The organism is Flaviramulus multivorans (assembly GCF_021728415.1).
Classification (GTDB): Bacteria; Bacteroidota; Bacteroidia; order Flavobacteriales; family Flavobacteriaceae; genus Sabulilitoribacter; species Sabulilitoribacter multivorans.
Genome location: NZ_JAKKDV010000005.1, coordinates 215,521 through 234,007 on the forward strand (window position 1 = coordinate 215,521; position 18,487 = coordinate 234,007).

General features: G+C 31.7%; 14 protein-coding genes and 1 tRNA gene. 7 read left to right on the forward strand and 8 right to left on the reverse strand.

Features of this window, described 5'->3' with window-relative positions; genetic code table 11:
* The first annotated feature begins 3 nt into the window (after positions 1-3).
* The 5 genes from L3X39_RS12465 to L3X39_RS12485 all read left to right on the forward strand — a co-directional run bounded on the left by L3X39_RS12465 (position 4) and on the right by L3X39_RS12485 (position 5,239).
* Entirely contained in the window at positions 4-1,416 is a 1,413-nt protein-coding gene (locus tag L3X39_RS12465; protein WP_237232169.1) for a T9SS type A sorting domain-containing protein, read from the forward strand.
* Positions 1,417-1,537: 121 nt separating this feature from the next.
* Positions 1,538-3,433: an ATP-binding protein gene (locus L3X39_RS12470; RefSeq protein WP_237232171.1), complete on the forward strand. Its 1,896-nt coding sequence runs from the start codon at positions 1,538-1,540 to the stop codon at positions 3,431-3,433.
* Positions 3,423-4,058, forward strand: coding sequence for a response regulator (locus L3X39_RS12475; RefSeq protein WP_237232172.1), 636 nt, complete (start codon positions 3,423-3,425; stop codon positions 4,056-4,058). Before L3X39_RS12470 ends, L3X39_RS12475 begins: the two co-directional genes overlap by 11 nt.
* A 35-nt stretch (positions 4,059-4,093) precedes the next feature.
* On the forward strand, positions 4,094-4,930 hold the full coding sequence (prmA, locus tag L3X39_RS12480; protein ID WP_237232174.1) for a 50S ribosomal protein L11 methyltransferase: 837 nt from the start codon (positions 4,094-4,096) through the stop codon (positions 4,928-4,930).
* A gap of 33 nt (positions 4,931-4,963) precedes the next feature.
* Positions 4,964-5,239: an ATP-dependent Clp protease adaptor ClpS gene (locus tag L3X39_RS12485; protein WP_237232177.1), complete on the forward strand. Its 276-nt coding sequence runs from the start codon at positions 4,964-4,966 to the stop codon at positions 5,237-5,239.
* Here the strand turns inward: L3X39_RS12485 and L3X39_RS12490 are convergent.
* Positions 5,236-6,039: a sulfite exporter TauE/SafE family protein gene (locus L3X39_RS12490; RefSeq protein ID WP_237232179.1), complete on the reverse strand. Its 804-nt coding sequence runs from the start codon at positions 6,037-6,039 to the stop codon at positions 5,236-5,238. The genes L3X39_RS12485 and L3X39_RS12490 overlap by 4 nt on opposite strands.
* Before the next feature lie 190 nt (positions 6,040-6,229).
* On the opposite strand from L3X39_RS12490, the gene L3X39_RS12495 reads away from it, so the two are divergent.
* Together L3X39_RS12495 and L3X39_RS12500 are read left to right on the forward strand one after the other, a co-directional pair.
* Positions 6,230-6,303, forward strand: a tRNA-Arg gene (locus tag L3X39_RS12495).
* 142 nt (positions 6,304-6,445) lie between these two features.
* Positions 6,446-7,423 carry a type I phosphomannose isomerase catalytic subunit gene (locus L3X39_RS12500; RefSeq protein ID WP_237232180.1) on the forward strand — a complete coding sequence of 326 codons (978 nt, stop codon included), beginning with the start codon at positions 6,446-6,448 and terminating at the stop codon, positions 7,421-7,423.
* 18 nt (positions 7,424-7,441) lie between these two features.
* Here L3X39_RS12500 and L3X39_RS12505 read toward each other — a convergent pair whose 3' ends face one another.
* The 7 genes from L3X39_RS12505 to L3X39_RS12535 all read right to left on the reverse strand — a co-directional run bounded on the left by L3X39_RS12505 (position 7,442) and on the right by L3X39_RS12535 (position 18,421).
* Positions 7,442-9,100, reverse strand: coding sequence for an alpha-amylase family glycosyl hydrolase (locus L3X39_RS12505; RefSeq protein ID WP_237232182.1), 1,659 nt, complete (start codon positions 9,098-9,100; stop codon positions 7,442-7,444).
* A 2-nt stretch (positions 9,101-9,102) separates the two neighbouring features.
* Entirely contained in the window at positions 9,103-10,971 is a 1,869-nt protein-coding gene (locus tag L3X39_RS12510; protein ID WP_237232183.1) for an alpha-amylase family glycosyl hydrolase, read from the reverse strand.
* A 10-nt stretch (positions 10,972-10,981) separates the two neighbouring features.
* On the reverse strand, positions 10,982-12,139 hold the full coding sequence (locus L3X39_RS12515) for an alpha/beta hydrolase (RefSeq protein ID WP_237232184.1): 1,158 nt from the start codon (positions 12,137-12,139) through the stop codon (positions 10,982-10,984).
* The gene (locus L3X39_RS12520; protein WP_237232185.1) at positions 12,136-14,073 is read right to left on the reverse strand and encodes a glycoside hydrolase family 13 protein; all 1,938 of its coding nucleotides are present in this window, start codon (positions 14,071-14,073) and stop codon (positions 12,136-12,138) included. The genes L3X39_RS12515 and L3X39_RS12520 overlap by 4 nt, the downstream gene beginning before the upstream one ends.
* Positions 14,074-14,098: 25 nt before the next feature.
* Complete coding sequence (locus L3X39_RS12525; RefSeq protein ID WP_237232186.1) at positions 14,099-16,405, reverse strand: glycoside hydrolase family 65 protein; 2,307 nt, start codon at positions 16,403-16,405, stop codon at positions 14,099-14,101.
* Position 16,406: 1 nt separating this feature from the next.
* On the reverse strand, positions 16,407-17,075 hold the full coding sequence (gene pgmB / locus L3X39_RS12530; RefSeq protein ID WP_237232187.1) for a beta-phosphoglucomutase: 669 nt from the start codon (positions 17,073-17,075) through the stop codon (positions 16,407-16,409).
* A gap of 272 nt (positions 17,076-17,347) precedes the next feature.
* Positions 17,348-18,421 carry a LacI family DNA-binding transcriptional regulator gene (locus L3X39_RS12535; protein ID WP_237232188.1) on the reverse strand — a complete coding sequence of 358 codons (1,074 nt, stop codon included), beginning with the start codon at positions 18,419-18,421 and terminating at the stop codon, positions 17,348-17,350.
* Positions 18,422-18,487: the final 66 nt, after the last annotated feature.

Sequence of the window (18,487 nt, forward strand, 5' to 3'; positions counted from 1 at the left end):
ATAATGAAAAAGCTCAATTTTATTTTGGTTGCTTTATTTACATGTTTTGTGGTAAAAGCACAAATTACCTCAGCGGAATATTTTATTGATACTGACCCAGGTGTTGGAAATGGTACACCCTTAAATCTTTCGGGCAATAGTATTGATCAAAATTTTAATATTCCAACATCAGGATTGGCTGATGGTGTTCACAAGCTGTACGTTAGATTGATTAATACTGATAACTCATGGAGTTTGTATGATAAGCAGGTCTTTTTTGTAAACCCAGATAAATCCAATTTGGCAAATATCGCTTCTGCGGAATATTTTATGGATACCGATCCTGGTGTTGGAAATGCCAGCCCTTTAACTGTTTCAGGGAATATTATCGACCAGAATTTAAGCATCCCAACTACTGGAATATCCAACGGTATTCATAAATTATATGTTAGGGTGATTAATGATGATGATTCTTGGAGTATTTATGACAAAAATGTGTTTTATGTTAGTCCAAGTAACTCAAATTCAGCAAATATCGCTTCCGCAGAGTATTTTATTGATACCGACCCTGGCGTTGGAAACGCAAACCCATTAACAGTTTCTGGGAATATTATCGATCAGGATTTAAACATTCCAACCACTGGAATATCCAATGGTATTCATAAATTATATGTTAGGGTAATTAATGATGATAATTCTTGGAGTATATATGACAAAAATGTGTTTTTCATAAATCCGAATAACACCAATAACGCCAGTATCGCTTCCGCGGAATATTTCATCGATACCGACCCAGGTGTTGGCAATGGAACACCATTAGTGGTTTCCGGAAATATTGTTGATGCTGATTTTAATATAGCTACAACTGGATTGTCAGAAGGTATTCACAAACTATATGTACGCTTGTTTAATGATGAAAACACTTGGAGTTTGTATGACAAATACGTTTTTTACGTCAGTCCTAATAACTTAAATACCGCTTTAATTACTGCGGCAGAGTATTTTTTTGATATTGACCCCGGAATTGGTAATGCTACGAGTATAGATTTAGATGATGCAGAAATTATTGATGAAGATTTAGTATTTCAAGTACCAGCAAATTTACCTGCCGGCGATCACTTTTTATATGTGCGTATTCAAAATACTGACGGTAACTGGAGTCTATATGCCTTAGGAGAAAACATAACCCTTGGTACAAACGATTTGGATTTAAAGTATTTTAAATATTACCCAAACCCAGTAAAGGATATTTTGTATTTAAATACTAACAACCAAACTATTTTAGATTTTAAAGTAATTGACTTGAATGGAAGGGTGATTTTAAATGAAATTCCAGATAATTTCACAATCAATTTAAATCGATTAAACTCTGGAACTTATCTTTTTCAACTTAAAACCGATACGGGACATATTTCGAAAAAGTTTGTAAAAGAATGATAACTCTAATGGCATTTTAAAAGGAAAGAATAATTTAAAATTCCGTATTTTAAAGCATCCATTTGATATAATTTTGAAAAAGCAACTTACATATTTTTTTCTAGTTATAACATTTAGTTGTTTGGCTCAGAATCGTAGTGTACAACTGGATAGTTTACTTTTATTAGCAAAAACAACTACCGATAACTCAGTAAAAGCTTCTGTTCACTCGAGGTTAGCATGGTTGTACATAAATAATGATATTACCATAGCCGAGGCGCACTTAGACTCGTCTATGGTGTTATATTCTCAGCTGAAAGATAAAAATGGTATTGCCATTTCTAATTATAAGTACGCTGTATTGAACAGGTTCTTAGGTGAATATAAAGTTGCTCATAGGTATATTGACAAGTATTTGGATTTTGCCGAAACTTTAAAAGATACATTTAAAACTGCAAACGGTCTTTTTCAAAAAGGCGTGATTTTCAGCCTTCAAACTGATTATCAATCTAGCTTAAAACAATATCATAAAACGTTGAGCCTTTATGAAAGTTTAAAAGATTCAACAGGAATGGGCTTTACGCTTAATAGTATTGGTATTGTTTATAAAAATTTAAAAATGTATGACAAAGCCATCCAAAGCTATGAACAAGCTGTGGCCATACATACAAAGAACAACGACCTCAATAATTTAGCAAATGTATATAATGGATTGGGAAGTGTGTATTCAGAACTACAGAATTATGACAAAGCCCTTGAATATTTTCATGAGACTTTAGTTATTGATGAAAAGATAAACAATAATTGGGGAATGGCCCAAGTATCAAAAAACATTGGTTTGATACATTTGGAAAAACAGAGCTATTCAAAAGCATTAGAGTATCTTAATAAAGCTCATAAAATTCAAGTAGCTTATGATTACACATCAGATATTGCTGAAACTTTAACCCAATTAAGTTCTGTCTATATGGAACTTGGGAACTATAAAAAAAGTGAAGCCTTATTGAATGATGTGTTGCAACATAATATTCCTTCAAAAAAGGTTTATCAAAATTTACATTTGCAATCCTATAAACTATATGATAAAATTGGAAAACCTAAATTGGCATTGTACCATCATGAAAAGTATACGGCATACAAAGACAGTATTTTTAATGAAGAAAATTTAAAAAATGTAAATACGCTTCAAATACAATTTGAAACAGAAAAAAAGGAAAAAGAAATAGTAGAGCAGGAGTTGAAATTGAGTAAACAGGAAGATGCGTACCAAAAAAAGAAAATGCAATATGGTATCATGACTGGGATAGCTGCAATTTTATTAATAACATCTCTTTTAACATTTTTTATTTTTAAGCAACGCCAAAAAAGAAAAACACAAGAAATTTTAACTTTAAAACGCGAACATCAAATAAAAACTTTAGAAGCTTTGATTGAAGGAGAAGAAAATGAACGATTTCGAATTGCAAAAGAACTACATGATGGTGTAAATGGCGATTTAGCAGCTATAAAATATAAACTATCTTCTTTGTTAGAAATGAATAATAAAGTAATAAAGGAAGCCATTACCATGATTGATGATTCTTGTAAACAAGTACGTGCCATTTCTCATGACTTAGTGCCACCTTCGTTAGAAAATTTTGATTTAGTTGAAGCTGCCGAAGTTTATTGTAGTAATCTTAGTGAAACAAACCCAGAAACGGATATTGTATTTCAGCATATGGGTGATGCCGTTGACTTACCTAAAAAAGTAGAAATTAATATCTTTAGGATTATACAAGAGCTCGTTACAAACAGTTTAAAACATGCCAAAGCAACCATAGTAAATGTACAGATAAGTAATCGTAACAACCATATTCAAATTACTGTGGAAGATAATGGTATCGGGTTTAATAAAGATAACTTGAAATCACAAGGTATTGGATTAAATAATGTAAAATCGAGAGTTGAATACTTAAACGCAACCATGGATTTAATGTCAAATAATAACGGCACATCGTATACTATAGATATTGATAAAGAGCGATTAAATGAAAATTAAAGTTTCAATAACAGACGATCATGAAATGGTATTAAAGGGTATAGCCTCTATGCTTTTAAATACGCCTGAATTGGAAGTTGTAGGTATGTATAAAAATGCCCAAGAAACGCTCGAAAACATTGAAAATGACAAACCTGATATCCTCTTTTTAGACATTAATTTACCCGATATAAATGGCATTGATTTAAGTAACCAATTATTGAAAAAATTTAAGGAGTTAAAAATAATAGCGCTTACAAATTTTGAGGATATATCGTTCGTAAAGCGTATGCTTAAAAATGGTGTTCATGGTTATTTGTTGAAGAATACTGATAAGTTAGAACTCATAAAAGCTATGAAAACAGTACTTTCTGGAGAACTGTTTTTACAAAAGAACATAAAAAATAAATTGTTAATTCAATCTACAGGGAAAATAACCGACAATGGCTTAAAACCAAATTTAACACGGAGAGAACACGATGTTTTAGTTGCCATTTCGGAAGAGTTAACAACACAGGAAATTTCAGAAAAACTCTTTATCAGTCCTAAAACCGTTGAAACACATCGGATGAATATTATGAGCAAGTTAGGGGCAAAAAACAGTGTAGGCATCATTAAAATAGCCATAGAAAAGCAATTGCTTTAGTAATTAGATATATCTTTGCATTTTTAAAATTCATTATGTCAGATACGATTTATATTGGGTATTATTTTAAAGTAAAACCTATACAACCCGCAGTAGAAATTCTAATTGCAGAACTTGGTTATGCAGGTTTTGAAAGTTTTGTTGAAACTGAAGAAGGTGTTACAGCATACATTCAAAAAGAAGACTGGTATGAGAATATTCTGGATGATATTCAGATATTAAATTCCGATGAATTTGAAATTGGTTTTACTTTTGAAGAGATAGCACAGACTAACTGGAATGAAGAATGGGAAAAAAATTTCAACCCTATTGTTGTTGATAATGTTTGTTCTGTTCGTGCGCCCTTTCATGAAAAGCTTAATACTAAATATGATATTATAATCGAACCAAAAATGAGTTTTGGTACGGGGCATCACGAAACTACACACATGATGATTCAGCATATTCTAAAAAATGATTTTAATAATAAATCTGTTCTCGATATGGGTTGCGGAACGGGAGTTTTAGCAATTCTTGCAGAAATGAAAGGCGCAAAACCAATAGATGCTGTAGATTATGACAATTGGTGCTACTTAAATAGTTTAGAAAATGTTGAGCGAAATAATTGTCAGCATATTACAGTTATTGAAGGTGATTCATCTGTATTAAAGAATAAAAAGTATGACATTATAATAGCTAATATTAACCGTAATATCTTGTTACAAGATATGAAAACCTATGTATCATGTCTTAATAAAAACGGTATGTTATTTTTAAGTGGATTTTATGATGATGACATTACATTAATTCAAGAAGAATGTGAAAAACATTTGTTAAAATTTGAAGAAAAATTAGAAAGAAACAATTGGGTTTCATTAAAATTTTTAAATTAGTACAACGTTAATCCCCAAAAGATTACTTCAATTATGAGCACAAAAGAAAAAGTATCAGAAGAATTATTACTTGAAGAAGGTGTTGTAACCCAGAACGAAATTGTTTTACACAATGACGATGTTAATACCTTCGATCATGTTATTGAAACGCTCATTTATGCTTGTGATCACACTTCTGAACAAGCAGAACAATGTGCACTTCTTGTACATTACAAAGGAAAATGTACAGTTAAAACTGGTTTATATGACGATTTAAAACCTCGTTGCTCCATGCTTTTGGAAGCAGGTTTAAGTGCTGAAATTGTTTAAGTTTTATTCGCTTTTAGTTCTTTATAGATAATATAAACAGCCATTATTAGTATAAAAAAACCAAAGCTTTTTTTGAGTTTATTACCACTAATAAATTTTGACAGATATACACCAATAATAATTCCTACTACAGAAATTAGGGTAAACACAAGCAAGAAAGCCCAATCAATTTCAAAATTTTGAACATCACCCAGAAAGCCTATAAGCGAGTTAATAGTAATTATAATTAATGACGTGCCTACTGCTTTTTTCATAGGGATATTTGCCCAAATAACTAAGGCTGGCACGTAAAGAAAACCGCCGCCCGCACCAATAATACCAGTAATTACACCAATTATAATACCTTGAAAAAAAGTTTTAAAATAAGGTTGACTTTTCAAAATTAAACCTTCTTCCTTCTTCTTTTTAATCATTGAAACCGAAGCCAATAACATAATAATTGCAAAAATTATCATGATGAACATCTCTTTGGTAAGTTGATAGTTACCTAAATTCAAAATAGTATTAGGAATAGCTGGTACTAAATATCTTCTTGATAAGTAAACAGCAATAAAAGAAGGGAATGAAAATGCTAACCCCGTTTTAATCTCAACTAACCCCTCTTTATATTTTTGGAATGTGCCAACCATTGAAGATGTCCCTACAACAAAAAGTGAATATGCCGTAGCAACTACGGGATTATACCCCAAAAGATATACTAATAGAGGCACTGTAAGTATCGAGCCACCACCACCAATAAGTCCTAAAACTAAGCCAACAATAAGTGCTCCAATATATCCTAATATATGTGTAGAGTCCATTTATTGGAGCATATTATATTTATAAAAAAATAACTTGTTCAATTTCAATATAAAAAGATAAATTTTAAAAAAAGTATTAATATTTTTTCAAAATAAAATTAGTTTAAATCCAAAAGTAACGAATTACAAATTTGAAATAAATTTTTGGTGGAGTTTTAATAAAAATAGTATATTTGCACCCACTTTAAAAGGCCACGTGGCGCAACTGAATAGCGCACTTGATTACGGCTCAAGAGGTTGCAGGTTTGAATCCTGCCGTGGTCACTACAATAAAAAAGGTTTCAGTTAATTGAAACCTTTTTTATTTGAATAATGATATAAACTTTAAGTAAAAAGAGTTTAAATTTTAACTCCTGAAAGTATTTTTTATATTAGGTGAAATTTATTTGAACTGGATCATCAAAAAATGGCATTAAAATTATACCCATTAAAGTTCCAACCATTATTTAAATACCGTCTTTGGGGTGGGAATAAATTAAAAACAAAGCTTCATAAAAACTATGACGCAGCAAGCATTGGTGAATCATGGGAGGTATCAGACGTTAAGGGCGATGAAACTAAAGTTTTGAGTGGCATTTTAAAAGGACTAACGCTTAAGCAACTAATTCAAACTTACAAGGGCGAATTTGTTGGAGAAAAGGTATATAAAAGCTTTGGAGAAGATTTCCCATTATTAATAAAGTTTATTGATGCTAAAACACCATTATCTATTCAGGTTCATCCAAGTAACGAGCTAGCAAAAACCAGACATAATTCATTTGGAAAAAATGAAATGTGGTATATTATGCAAGCTGATGAGGGTTCAGAACTAATTGTTGGTTTTGATAGTGAAATTGATAAACAAAGTTATCAGGAGCATTTGGAACATGATACAATCCTTGATGTTTTACATCACGAAAAGGTTTCAAAAGGCGATACCTTTTATATCCCTACGGGGCGTGTACATGCTATTGGAGGCGGTATTTTATTAGCCGAAATCCAGCAGACCTCTGATGTTACTTATCGCATTTATGATTACAACAGAATAGATGCTGCAACCGGGAAACAACGAGAGTTACATAATGACTTAGCCATTGATGCTATTGATTTTAAATATCATGACAATTTTAAAACATCATATAGTAAAGAGATTAACAAAAGTAATAGACTAGTACATTCGCCATATTTTAAAACAAATTTTATAAGAGTTTCCGGTGAATTAGAAAAAGACTATTCTAAACTTGACTCCTTCGTAATTTATATGTGCGTTAGCGAATCTTTAGAGATTGAAAGTTTAAATGAAACTTACTCACTTAGTGCGGGTGAAACATTGCTTATACCCGCTACAATAAATAAACTAAAAATTAAAGCAAAAAATGCCGAATTACTCGAAATTCATATGTAAATTTTACTTGAAATAAGTTTAAGCTTTTTCTAATAAAACTATATTATAATCAGAATTAATTGTTGCTTTTCCATTTTTAACTTCCGTGCGATAGCCAGAGTAGAAGTCATGTACTTGGTCACCGTCCTTTAAAAGTTTTGAAACATCAATAGTTTTTTCGCCCTTAGGTAAATCTAACCCAACTACTACTAAATCACTAAAATTAGCTTTAGTATAGCTTCTTGAAAACACGTATGGATTTTGCGAAATCATTTGATGAATCCCTGCTCCAATTGCTGGATGATTTGCTCTAAATTTGCCTAGTTTTTGCCAATGTGCTAAAATCTCTTTTGTTTTAGAATCATTTTGAATATCATCCCAATTCATTTTAGAGCGCAATGTAGCATCACCAACAGTACCCTCAATTATTAATGAACGTGCAGATTCATCACCATAATAAACCTGTGATGTACCTGGGCATAATAATAACTTTGTTGCAGTTTCAAAAGGTTTTTCTCTTGCGGCGTCAAATGGTTGACCATCATCATGAGAACTTAAATAATTCAAAGTTCCATGCCCTTTTAAATCTGAACTTAATATGTTCGAATATTCTTTAAAAACATCTTCTGTTGATTTTTGCTTAATATTCCATTTTAATTCAAAATTAATAAGGCTATGAAAAGCATCATCAAAGTAATTTACTTTTTTATCGCCTATGTCAAATAATTTACCAGAACTGATATTGTAATTATATACTTCACCTACTAAATAAAAAGGGTTATCATCTAAAACTTTTTCTGGATTGTTTTTCTTGAATTCTGTAAAGGCATATTCACATTCTTTTTTAAATTCTTGCCATACAAATTCTTCGGTATGTTTTACCGTATCCACTCGATATCCATCAATACCAAATTCGGTAATGTAATCTGTTAACCATTTCATGATATAAAATCGTGGTGCTCGCGGGTGTCCTGTGCGCTCAAAAAAATCATCTAATTCAGCTACTTCTTGGTTGTAGCGCCCTTCTGCTTTCCATTTTTCAATAAGTTGAGGAGGAAGCTCAACAGCATCATTACTTTCAGTTTTGATGTCTGGTAAATTTTCAACCAAAGTACACATGGTAGTACCCTTATAAGACTTGAAATCACACGGTGGTTCGGTTCGAACCCATTCATCAGGCCATACGGGGTCTTTCTCAGTTACAGGTCCTGTATGATTAATAACGGCATCTAATAAAATGCGAATTCCATTTCTGTGTGCTACTTCAACTAATTCTTTTAGATCTTCAGTCGTTCCGAAATTAGGGTCTATAGCAGTCCAATCACTGGTCCAATATCCATGAAAGCCATAGCTAAAACCTGTGCCTTCATCGGTTCCTCCATGAATTTGCTCTACAATCGGAGTCATCCAAATAGCACTAATTCCCAAATTTGTAAAGTAACCTTCTTCAATTTTTTGGGTAATACCCTTAATGTCGCCTCCTTCAAAACCACGAAGTTTTCCAGTTTCTTCAGTACGATTAAAATTCACATCGTTACTTGTATTTCCGTTATTAAACCTATCTGTTAAAAGAAAATAAACATTTGCACCTTCCCAAACAAATGGTGTTTCCTGAATTGTTTCTTTGATTTGAGCAGACTTTTCTTTACAATTTGATAAAGAAATAATCACGATTAAAAAGGCTACAATTTTTTTCATTATTAGTTTAGTTTTAAAATGAATGACTCTAAAGGATTTATCTTTATATGAACACTTCCAACACCATTTTCCACAATTAAATTTGATGAAAATTGATGGTATAAAGCATCTAAAGTATTATAACTACCGTCATGTAATTCCCATTTTGAAACGATTTCATTTGGTAATTTTAAATGGAAGTTATAACCGTTTTCAGCGTCAAAATTAGAAATAATAACTAGTTTTTCATCATCACTCCATCTCACGAAAGATAGTAATTTATCATTATAATTTTTGGTATGCTGTCTGTTATATAAATGTATGTCTTGATAATTTTCAGTAAGCGCAGAACTTTTGATTGTAAAATTTAGTAATCGTTTATAAAAATCACGAAGTTCCTTTTCTTCGTTTGTAGATTGCCCACCATCAAACGCTTTAATATTCATCCAACGTTGATGAGCGGGTACTCCTATATAATCAAAAATAGATGTTCTGGAAGGTTTTCCAAATCCAGCATCTTCTTTACCTAGTTCCCCAACTTCTTGACCAAAATAAATCATGGTTGGTGATGTACTAATAGTTGCAGAAACCACCATGGCGGGTTTACCTTTTTCAGCACTTCCAGCAAATTCAGGACTTGCTATGCGTTGCTCATCGTGGTTTTCTAAAAAGTGCAACATATGATGTTCAATATCTTTTAAATATTCTTGAATAGGAGGAATATGGTCCGTTTTACCATGCCCTTGCATCACGTGTTTTATGGTATCATAAAGTTGTACCTTATCATAAAGGTAATCCATTTTTCCTTTTTTAATATAATCTCGGTAAAGGTCTGGATTGTATACTTCGGCTAATAAAAAGGCGTTCGGAGTTTTCATTTTAATATGAGAATTCATATAACTCCAAAACTCAACTGGAACCATTTCTGCCATATCATATCTAAAACCATCCACTCCAAAATTCAACCAGTATAGTGCAATATCCTTAAACTTTATCCAAGAATCAGGAACTGTTTTGCCTTGCCAAAATTGATAGTGCTTTGTGTAGTCCTCATTTTCAAATTCTTGAGGCAATTCAGCAAAAGACTTATTTCCATAAGGATCTACACCATAATTTACTTTTACCGTTTCGTACCAATCATAAAAATGTGGTTGTGATGAGCTTGAACCATTTCCAGTCCATTTAGCGGGAAATTCTTCAAATTTATTGTCTGACAATCTATGTTTTTCGCCACCTAACGGCTTATAATCATTTAAAGGCTCAGGAACTTTAAAATGCTCACCAGGAATATAATAAAAGTTGTTATTTACATCATAAACCAAAGTGTTGTTATCTGAATCACCAAAACTTTCAATGCCTTCTGGATTTGAAATACTTTTATAATTTCGTGCCACATGATTTGGAACAATATCAATAATTACTTTTAAACCCGCTTGGTGTGAACGTTGTATAAGTGCTTTAAACTCTTCTAGTCTTTTTTCTGGGTTGTCAGCTAGGTCAGGATTTACATTGTAATAATCTTTTACTGCATAAGGCGACCCAGCACGACCTTTAACCACGTCAGGATCATCATTAGAAATTCCGTATTGAGTATAATCTCTAATAACGCAATGATGAGGAACACCTGTGTACCAAATGTAGGTAACTCCTAAATCTTTTATTTCTTTTAAAGCTTTATCTGTGAAATCTGAAAATTTCCCAACACCATTTTCTTCAATAGTTCCCCATGGTTTATTGGTTGTATTTGTGTTTCCAAACAATCGGGTAAACACTTGATAAATGACTTCTTTTTTAGGTTTTTCCACAATTAATTTTTTTTGTACTAATTCTTTATTTTTATTACAGCTGAATAAGATTATAACTACTATTAAAATGTTTAACTTATTTTTCATAGGATGTTATTTAATTTTCAGAAAATAACCAAATAATGGCTTCTTCAAAATTATTTTTCCAAAGTGCTTCATTGTGCTTGCCATCGGGTACAATTTTTGAATAGATATTGTTCACAGGAAAATTTTGATTTTTTAAAGCGGTAATTATACTATTCATATCTTTGACCGTTTTGTTTATTTCTTGAAAAGATACGTTTTCGCCTTCTTTTCCTCCCGCTAAAAAGTACATTTTTGTGTTTTTAACAGCGCCATGGGTATTGGTAAACGCATTAATATCAGGCGCAAACCAAAATGCAGGTGAAAACACACCAACTTTACCAAAAACATCAGAATATTTCAAACCTGCATAAAATGAAATTAAACCTCCCATGGAGCTACCCATTATTGCTGTATTATTTTTATCGGTTAAAGTTTTATAGTTTGAATCTATATAAGGTTTTAATGTTTTTATAATAAACTCCAAATACGCATCACCTTCTCCACCGCCATATTTTTCATTTTTCCAAGGTGAATACTCGTCTAGTCTTTTATCTTTTCCGTTGTCAATACCAACAACGATGTAGCTTAAGCCCTTTTCTTGATACAGTTTATTTAATGTTTCATCAACAGACCACTCACCAGAATAAGATGTACTGTTATCAAAAATATTTTGACCATCATGCATATATATCACTGGAAAAGATTGATTTTCAGTTTCATAATTAGGAGGTAGATATAACCAAATACGACGCTCTCTATTGAGTTGAGGTATTTCAAAATCCTTGGATAAAATAGATACATTTTTAGCGGCTGTTGAAAGTTTTTCTATACTAAATAAGTTGTTCCAACCTGCAATTTTTATTTTGATGGTATCATTTGGTCTGTTAAAAGTGTATGTGCGATTTTCGATGCTCAAACCATTTTTATCACATTCTACCGATTCCCAAGAGCCTTGAGTAAATTTAAATTGAATTTGATCTGAAAGCTTAGGAATCGTTATTGAATAAAAACCATCTTTATGTTCAAGCTCGTATTTTTTTTGGCCTCCAGACCAACCTTCAAAATCTCCAGAAATGAAAATAGCTGAATTTTTTGCGGTTTCTTTAGGAATTTCTTCAACTATAATAGTTGTTTGAGCAAATCCTATTTGGACGAGTAAAACAATTAATAAGTAACAAAATTGTTTCATTTTTTGGTCGATAAAAATATTACGCCTTTTTCTTTTAACTCAATATTGTCTCCCCAAATAAAATCCTCATCAGTAATGATGTTTTTTAAGGTTTTGTCGTCTAATCCGATTTCAGAATAACGTTTCAAATCAATGGTAATTGGGTTTTCGTTTTTATTAAGGATTAAAACCACGATTTCATTATCCAACACTCTAAACAGAAAGTAAGTGCCTATAAATGGCGCGAAATGAATTGTTTTACCCTCATGAATTGCTTTGCTATCTTTTCTATAGTTCAATACTTTTTTTAAGAACGATTGCATGTCTTTTTGTTCGCCAGTCAGACCGTCACCGGTAAACGCATTTACAATATCACCTTTCCAACCACCAGGAAAATCTGTACGAATTAGTCCGTGATCTCCTGGTTTTTCAAAATCATTCATTAAAATTTCTGTACCATAATATATTTGCGGTGTACGAGGCAGCGTCAAAATAGTACTCAAAGCCATTTTTGTGTTTGCAATATCCCCCTTTAATTGGGTGAAAACTCGACTCATATCGTGGTTGTCTGGAAATATCAAAATGTCCTCTGGTTTTGTGTATGCAAAATCGTTTGCTAAACCTTCATACATTTTTACAAGGCCTTTATCCCAAGATTCATCTTCATTTAATGCTTGAACTATATTAGTCTGCATTGCAAAATCCATAGTTGATCTTAAATTTGAGTCATACCCATCTTTGTTTTTATGCTCGTCTTGCCAGTAGGCAATAAGTAGGGGATTTGTACTCCATTCTTCACCAACAATATTAAAATTTGGGTATTCTGTCATTATAGCTCCCGCCCAATTTGCCATAAAATTTTTATCAGGATACGGGTAGGTATCTTGCCTGATACCTCCAAGATTCAACGTTTCAATCCACCAAATGCTATTTTGGATGAGGTATTTGGCCATAAATCGATTGCGCTGGTTGAGATCGGGCATTGATTCTACAAACCAACCATCTGTCATCCCTTTTTTATCGATTTCAGATGCGTAAGTATCTTGATTTACTGTTCTTTTGTGATTTGAAAATTTAGTTTTCTCCCAATTCCAATTGTCAATATTATCTTCATAATTCTTCTGATAATTTATCCAATCTTTAAATGGAAGATCCTTCATCCACCAATGCTTGATACCACAATGATTGGCCACCTGGTCCATAATAAGTTTAATACCTTTCTCTTGTCCCTTTTTCGATAGTTCTATATACTCATCTAAAGTACCAAACCGAGGGTCTACTTGATAAAAATCTGTCATGGCATAACCATGATAAGATGATTCTTGCATATCGTTAGTTAATAAAGGACAAGGCCATATAGCAGTAAAACCCATATCGCTGATGTAATCTAAGCGATTTGTAATACCTTTAATATCACCACCATGTCTGCCATAATCATTTTCTCTGTCAATTGTTTTTTCTAATAGATTGGTATTTATATCGTTTAATGTGTCACCATTAGCAAAACGGTCTGGTGTTATTAAGTAGATAGCATCACTACTATTAAATCCTACAAAATCTTCACCCGATTTCTCTCTAGATTTAAGCTCAAAAGTATGAACTAAGTCGTTTTTATTTTCTTGTTTGAAAGTGATATTGAATTTTCCCGGAAGTACATTTTTATCAATATTTAAATCTAAAAACAAATAATTTGGACTATCAGCTTTGTGAACTTTTTCAATGGAAACTCCTTTATATGATATACTAGGAGTTGCTTCCGAAATATTAGGATGTTTTACTAAAAGTTGTAAATGAGAATTTTTAAAACCAATCCACCAATTTTTTGGCTCAATCCTTTCAATATCAAATGTTTCAACCGCAACAGAATTAGTTTCACCGTTAGCTAAAATAACTTGTTTTTTACACGATAAATTAAGAATCATTGTACTTAAAATGAGCAAAAAGATGTTTTTCATGATAAAATTTTAAAAATTAGTGCTTCTAAATAGTTACTAAATTATTAGGTGTAATCGTTACTAATTTACTATTCACAGAAATTTCCAACGATTTTGTGCCTTCTAGCTCGAAATGAGTTTTATCTTTTGTAATATTTACTTTTATAATTTGATTTCTAAAATTTACTTTAAATGAATAAGCATCCCATTGTTTAGGTATTTTAGGTTCAAATTCTAAAGTGTTGTTTCTTATGCGCATACCACCAAAACCTTCAACAATGCTCATCCAGGTTCCCGCCATAGATGTAATATGAAGTCCTTCTTCAACCTCCTTATTATAGTCATCTAAGTCCAATCGAGAGGTGCGTAAATAAAAGGTGTATGCTTGTTCCATTCTGCCTAATTTAGCAGCTTGAATACTATGCACACAGGGAGACAATGAACTTTCGTGCACTGTAAAAGGTTCGTAAAAATCAAAATGACGCTCTAATTCTTCATTTGAAAACTGATCTTCAAAAAAGTAAAACCCTTGTAAAGTATCAGCCTGTTTTATATATGGTGAACGTAAAATTCTATCCCAGCTCCATTTTTGATTTATAGGACGTTGCGATTTGTCTAAATCAGAAACCGTTATTAATTCTTTGTCTAAAAATCCATCTTGTTGAAGGAAAACTTTATGTTTTTCTGAGTATGGGAAATACATATTATCTGCTACCGCTTTCCATTCTTTTATTTCAGAATTAGAAAGTTTAGCTTTATTCATGATGCGCGTATAATTTGAAGTATATTCCGCTTCAACCTTTTTAATATTTTCTATGGCATAATTAATACACCATTTAGCTATATAGTTTGTATACCAGTTATTATTTACATTGTTTTCATACTCATTTGGTCCAGTAACACCTAAAATAACATATTGGTTTTTGTTAGTTGAAAATGTAGCACGTTGTTGCCAAAAACGAGCAATTCCTATAAGTACTTCTAATCCCTTTTCTGGGATATAGCCGTAATCTCCTGTAAACCTGTAATAGTTATAAATAGCGAACGCAATAGCACCATTTCTGTGTATTTCTTCAAAGGTAATTTCCCATTCGTTATGGCACTCTTCACCATTCATAGTTACCATTGGATACAATGCGGCACCATTTTTAAACCCTAACTTTTCAGCATTTTCAATTGCTTTTTGAAGATGATTATATCGATATTCTAAAAGATTTCTTGCTACCTGTTGATCTTTTGTAGCCATATAAAAAGGAATACAATAAGCCTCTGTATCCCAATACGTACTTCCTCCATATTTTTCTCCAGTAAATCCTTTAGGGCCAATATTTAACCTTGAGTCTTTTCCTAAATAGGTTTGGTTTAATTGAAAAATGTTAAACCTGATACCTTGCTGAGCTTTTACATCACCTTCAATTGTGATATCGGACATATTCCAAATATCTGACCAAGCCTTTTTCTGATTGTTTAACAATTCTACAAACCCCTTCTTAGTTGCCATTTTTAAAACGTTTTTGGCTGCAGAAATTAACTGTGATTTGTTGTGGTTTCTATCTACTGTATATCCTCCAAATTTATGGATAGTATATATGTCGCCTTTTTTAACTTGATAGGAATAGCTGAAAGTGGCTAAATTAGAATCAGCTTTTATATTTGGTTCGATTAATATAGATTTATCATTTATAAAAACCTGTGATTCCATGAAAGTACAGGTGTAGAAATCTGTTTTCATGGTTTTAGCTTCTATAAATGCTTGATTATTTTCATGACTAACATTTAGTGTGTCCCAAAATTTATCATCCCAATTAGTATCTTCGTTAGTAATTCCTGAATCTAAATAAGGCTTAAATACAATTTCGGCGTCACTATTTATGGGTGTGATTTGATATTGAATAGCCCCAACTTCATCTAAATCTAAACTTAAAAATCGCTTAGTGTTTACATTGATGGTTATACCGTTTTGAAGCGTTGCTACAAATTGTCTGGAAAGCCACCCTTCTTTCATGTTTAACTCTCTTTTGAAATTCTCTACTTTTTTACAAGTAAATAAATCTAATGATTCTCCGTTAACAATAACATTAATACCTATCCAATTTGGAGCATTCAATACTTTTGCGAAATATTCAGGATATCCATTTTTCCACCAACCTACACGGGTTTTATCAGGATAATAAACACCTGCAATATAGCTCCCTTGGAATGTAGCACCAGAGTATTGTTCTTCAAAATTAGCACGTTGTCCCATAGCACCGTTGCCAATACTAAACAAACTTTCTGAGGATTTTACGCGTTTTGCATCAAAGCCCTCTTCAATAATCGACCAATTATCTGGTTTTATGTAATCTTGATTCATGTTACTTTATGTTATTTTTAGAAAGAAATTTTTCGAAGAAATTTTCTGGTATTTCTGTTAAGTTATTAAAATTATAATTAGCTGCATTAAGCGTTTCTTTATTTCCAATCCCAATCGATGTCATATTTGCTCTGTTAGCAGCTTCAATACCTGCAATGGCATCTTCAAAAACAATACATTTTTCAGGTTTAAGATTAAGTTTTTTTGCTCCAATTAAAAAAACTTCAGGGTCAGGCTTTGCCTTATTGACACTATTACCATCAACAATGCCTTCAAATCTGTCCAGTAAATTAACTTGCTTTAATATTAATGGTGAGTTTTTACTGGCTGATCCTAAAACATATTTAATACCTAATTTATCCAAATTATCCAATAACTTTTCAGCTCCAGGTAGTATTTCTTCAGGTCCCATTTTAGTTATATAGTTAAGATAGTCTTCATTTTTACTTACTAGATATTCTTGCTTTTTACTTTCTGGCAAGTTTATGTTTCCAATATCTAATAAAATTTCTAAAGATCTAACTCTGCTTACCCCTTTTAATAGTTCATTATGAGCTTCGGTAAACTCAAACCCTAACTCGTCTGCAAGATTTTTCCAAGCTAAAAAGTGGTATTTTGCGGTGTCTACAATGACTCCGTCTAAATCGAAAATAACTCCTATTTTATTCATTAATGTTACTGTTTAAGCAAAATACATTATAACAATAAAAACGACCATGCTTAAATTGTATGATGGTATTAAAAAGGAAAGGTGTTATCGGAAAGGTTGAAAAAATCTTCAAAATTCCTATAAATAAAAAGCGCTTTTCCATTTAATAGTATGTTTTTATTAATACTATTTGATAAGCGATATACTTATCAAAACTTATGTGAGAAGTGAAAATATAAGTTTTGATGTGTTGGCAAATATATAAAAGATTTTAACGTTTCCTAAAAAATATTTTATTTAGTGGATTCTCTTTCTATAATTTCAGTTTCAATTACCATTTTAATATAATCAGCTTTTGAGTCATCTTCAATAAAATATTTGTCGTTTTCAATGTCATTAGCTTCAAGTCTGTCTATCAGCAAATTAGCTGATTGTTCGCCTATTTTTTCACCATGTTGACTCACAGTCGTTAGACTAGGTGTAGCATGTTTAGATAAAACACCATCCGTAAAACCTATAACTTGAATATCATCGGGAATTTTATATCCTAGTTTTCGTGCAACTTTCATCGCGGTTACTGCATAAAGTTCGTTTACTGCAAAAATTCCATCTATAGTAGGATTGATTTTAAGGAAATTATGAATTTCTGTTTCTAAAATTTCTATGTGATTCTCAACATTAAGACTATCATCAATCTTTAAAATCAAATCAGAATTGGCAAATATTTTATGGTTTTCTAATGCTTTTAAATACCCCTGAGTTCTTAATCTACCAACGCTTACATAATCCATTGTTGTTAAAAGTGCTATATTTTTACAACCATTTTCAATAAGTTTATTTACAGCTTTTAACGCTCCATTAAAATCATCAACTATTACTTTGTCACAAGCAACTTCATTCACAACTCTATCAAACATTACTATAGGTATTCCTTGACTAATAGTAGCATTGAAATGATGGTAATCTTGTTTTAGTAAAGTTTCTTTTGAAATAGATAATATAAAACCATCAATACTACCATTTGCGAGTAATTCCATATTAATAATTTCTTTTGTAAACGATTCATTGGAGAGTCCAACAATAACATTGTAACCTCTTCTATTGGCAACTTTTTCTATGCCTCGTATAACCGTTGAGAAAAAATGGTGAACGATTTCTGGAATTAAAATTCCTATAGTTTTCGTTTTTCTATTTTTTAAACTAAGGGCAATATTATTTGGTTTATAGTTATATAACTTAGCAAAAGCCTGAATTTTCTGCGTAGTATCTTCACTTATTTCCTTACTTCCGCTTAAAGCTTTTGAAACTGTTGAAATAGACACATCTAATTCTCTGGCAATCTGCTTCAATGTTATTTTCTTCTTCATAAAACCTAACTAATTAAAAAAGGGCACTATAATAAGGGTTAAAATTAACAATTATTTAAAACAAAC

Excerpts from the sequence above, each read along its gene's own strand:
- L3X39_RS12465 (WP_237232169.1), top strand. The coding sequence starts at position 4 with ATGAAAAAGCTCAATTTTATTTTGGTTGCTTTATTTACATGTTTTGTG.
- L3X39_RS12475 (WP_237232172.1), top strand. The coding sequence starts at position 3,423 with ATGAAAATTAAAGTTTCAATAACAGACGATCATGAAATGGTATTAAAG.
- prmA (WP_237232174.1), top strand. The coding sequence starts at position 4,094 with ATGTCAGATACGATTTATATTGGGTATTATTTTAAAGTAAAACCTATA.
- L3X39_RS12485 (WP_237232177.1), top strand. The coding sequence starts at position 4,964 with ATGAGCACAAAAGAAAAAGTATCAGAAGAATTATTACTTGAAGAAGGT.
- L3X39_RS12490 (WP_237232179.1), bottom strand. The coding sequence starts at position 6,039 with ATGGACTCTACACATATATTAGGATATATTGGAGCACTTATTGTTGGC.
- L3X39_RS12500 (WP_237232180.1), top strand. The coding sequence starts at position 6,446 with ATGGCATTAAAATTATACCCATTAAAGTTCCAACCATTATTTAAATAC.
- L3X39_RS12505 (WP_237232182.1), bottom strand. The coding sequence starts at position 9,100 with ATGAAAAAAATTGTAGCCTTTTTAATCGTGATTATTTCTTTATCAAAT.
- L3X39_RS12510 (WP_237232183.1), bottom strand. The coding sequence starts at position 10,971 with ATGAAAAATAAGTTAAACATTTTAATAGTAGTTATAATCTTATTCAGC.
- L3X39_RS12515 (WP_237232184.1), bottom strand. The coding sequence starts at position 12,139 with ATGAAACAATTTTGTTACTTATTAATTGTTTTACTCGTCCAAATAGGA.
- L3X39_RS12520 (WP_237232185.1), bottom strand. The coding sequence starts at position 14,073 with ATGAAAAACATCTTTTTGCTCATTTTAAGTACAATGATTCTTAATTTA.
- L3X39_RS12525 (WP_237232186.1), bottom strand. The coding sequence starts at position 16,405 with ATGAATCAAGATTACATAAAACCAGATAATTGGTCGATTATTGAAGAG.
- pgmB (WP_237232187.1), bottom strand. The coding sequence starts at position 17,075 with ATGAATAAAATAGGAGTTATTTTCGATTTAGACGGAGTCATTGTAGAC.
- L3X39_RS12535 (WP_237232188.1), bottom strand. The coding sequence starts at position 18,421 with ATGAAGAAGAAAATAACATTGAAGCAGATTGCCAGAGAATTAGATGTG.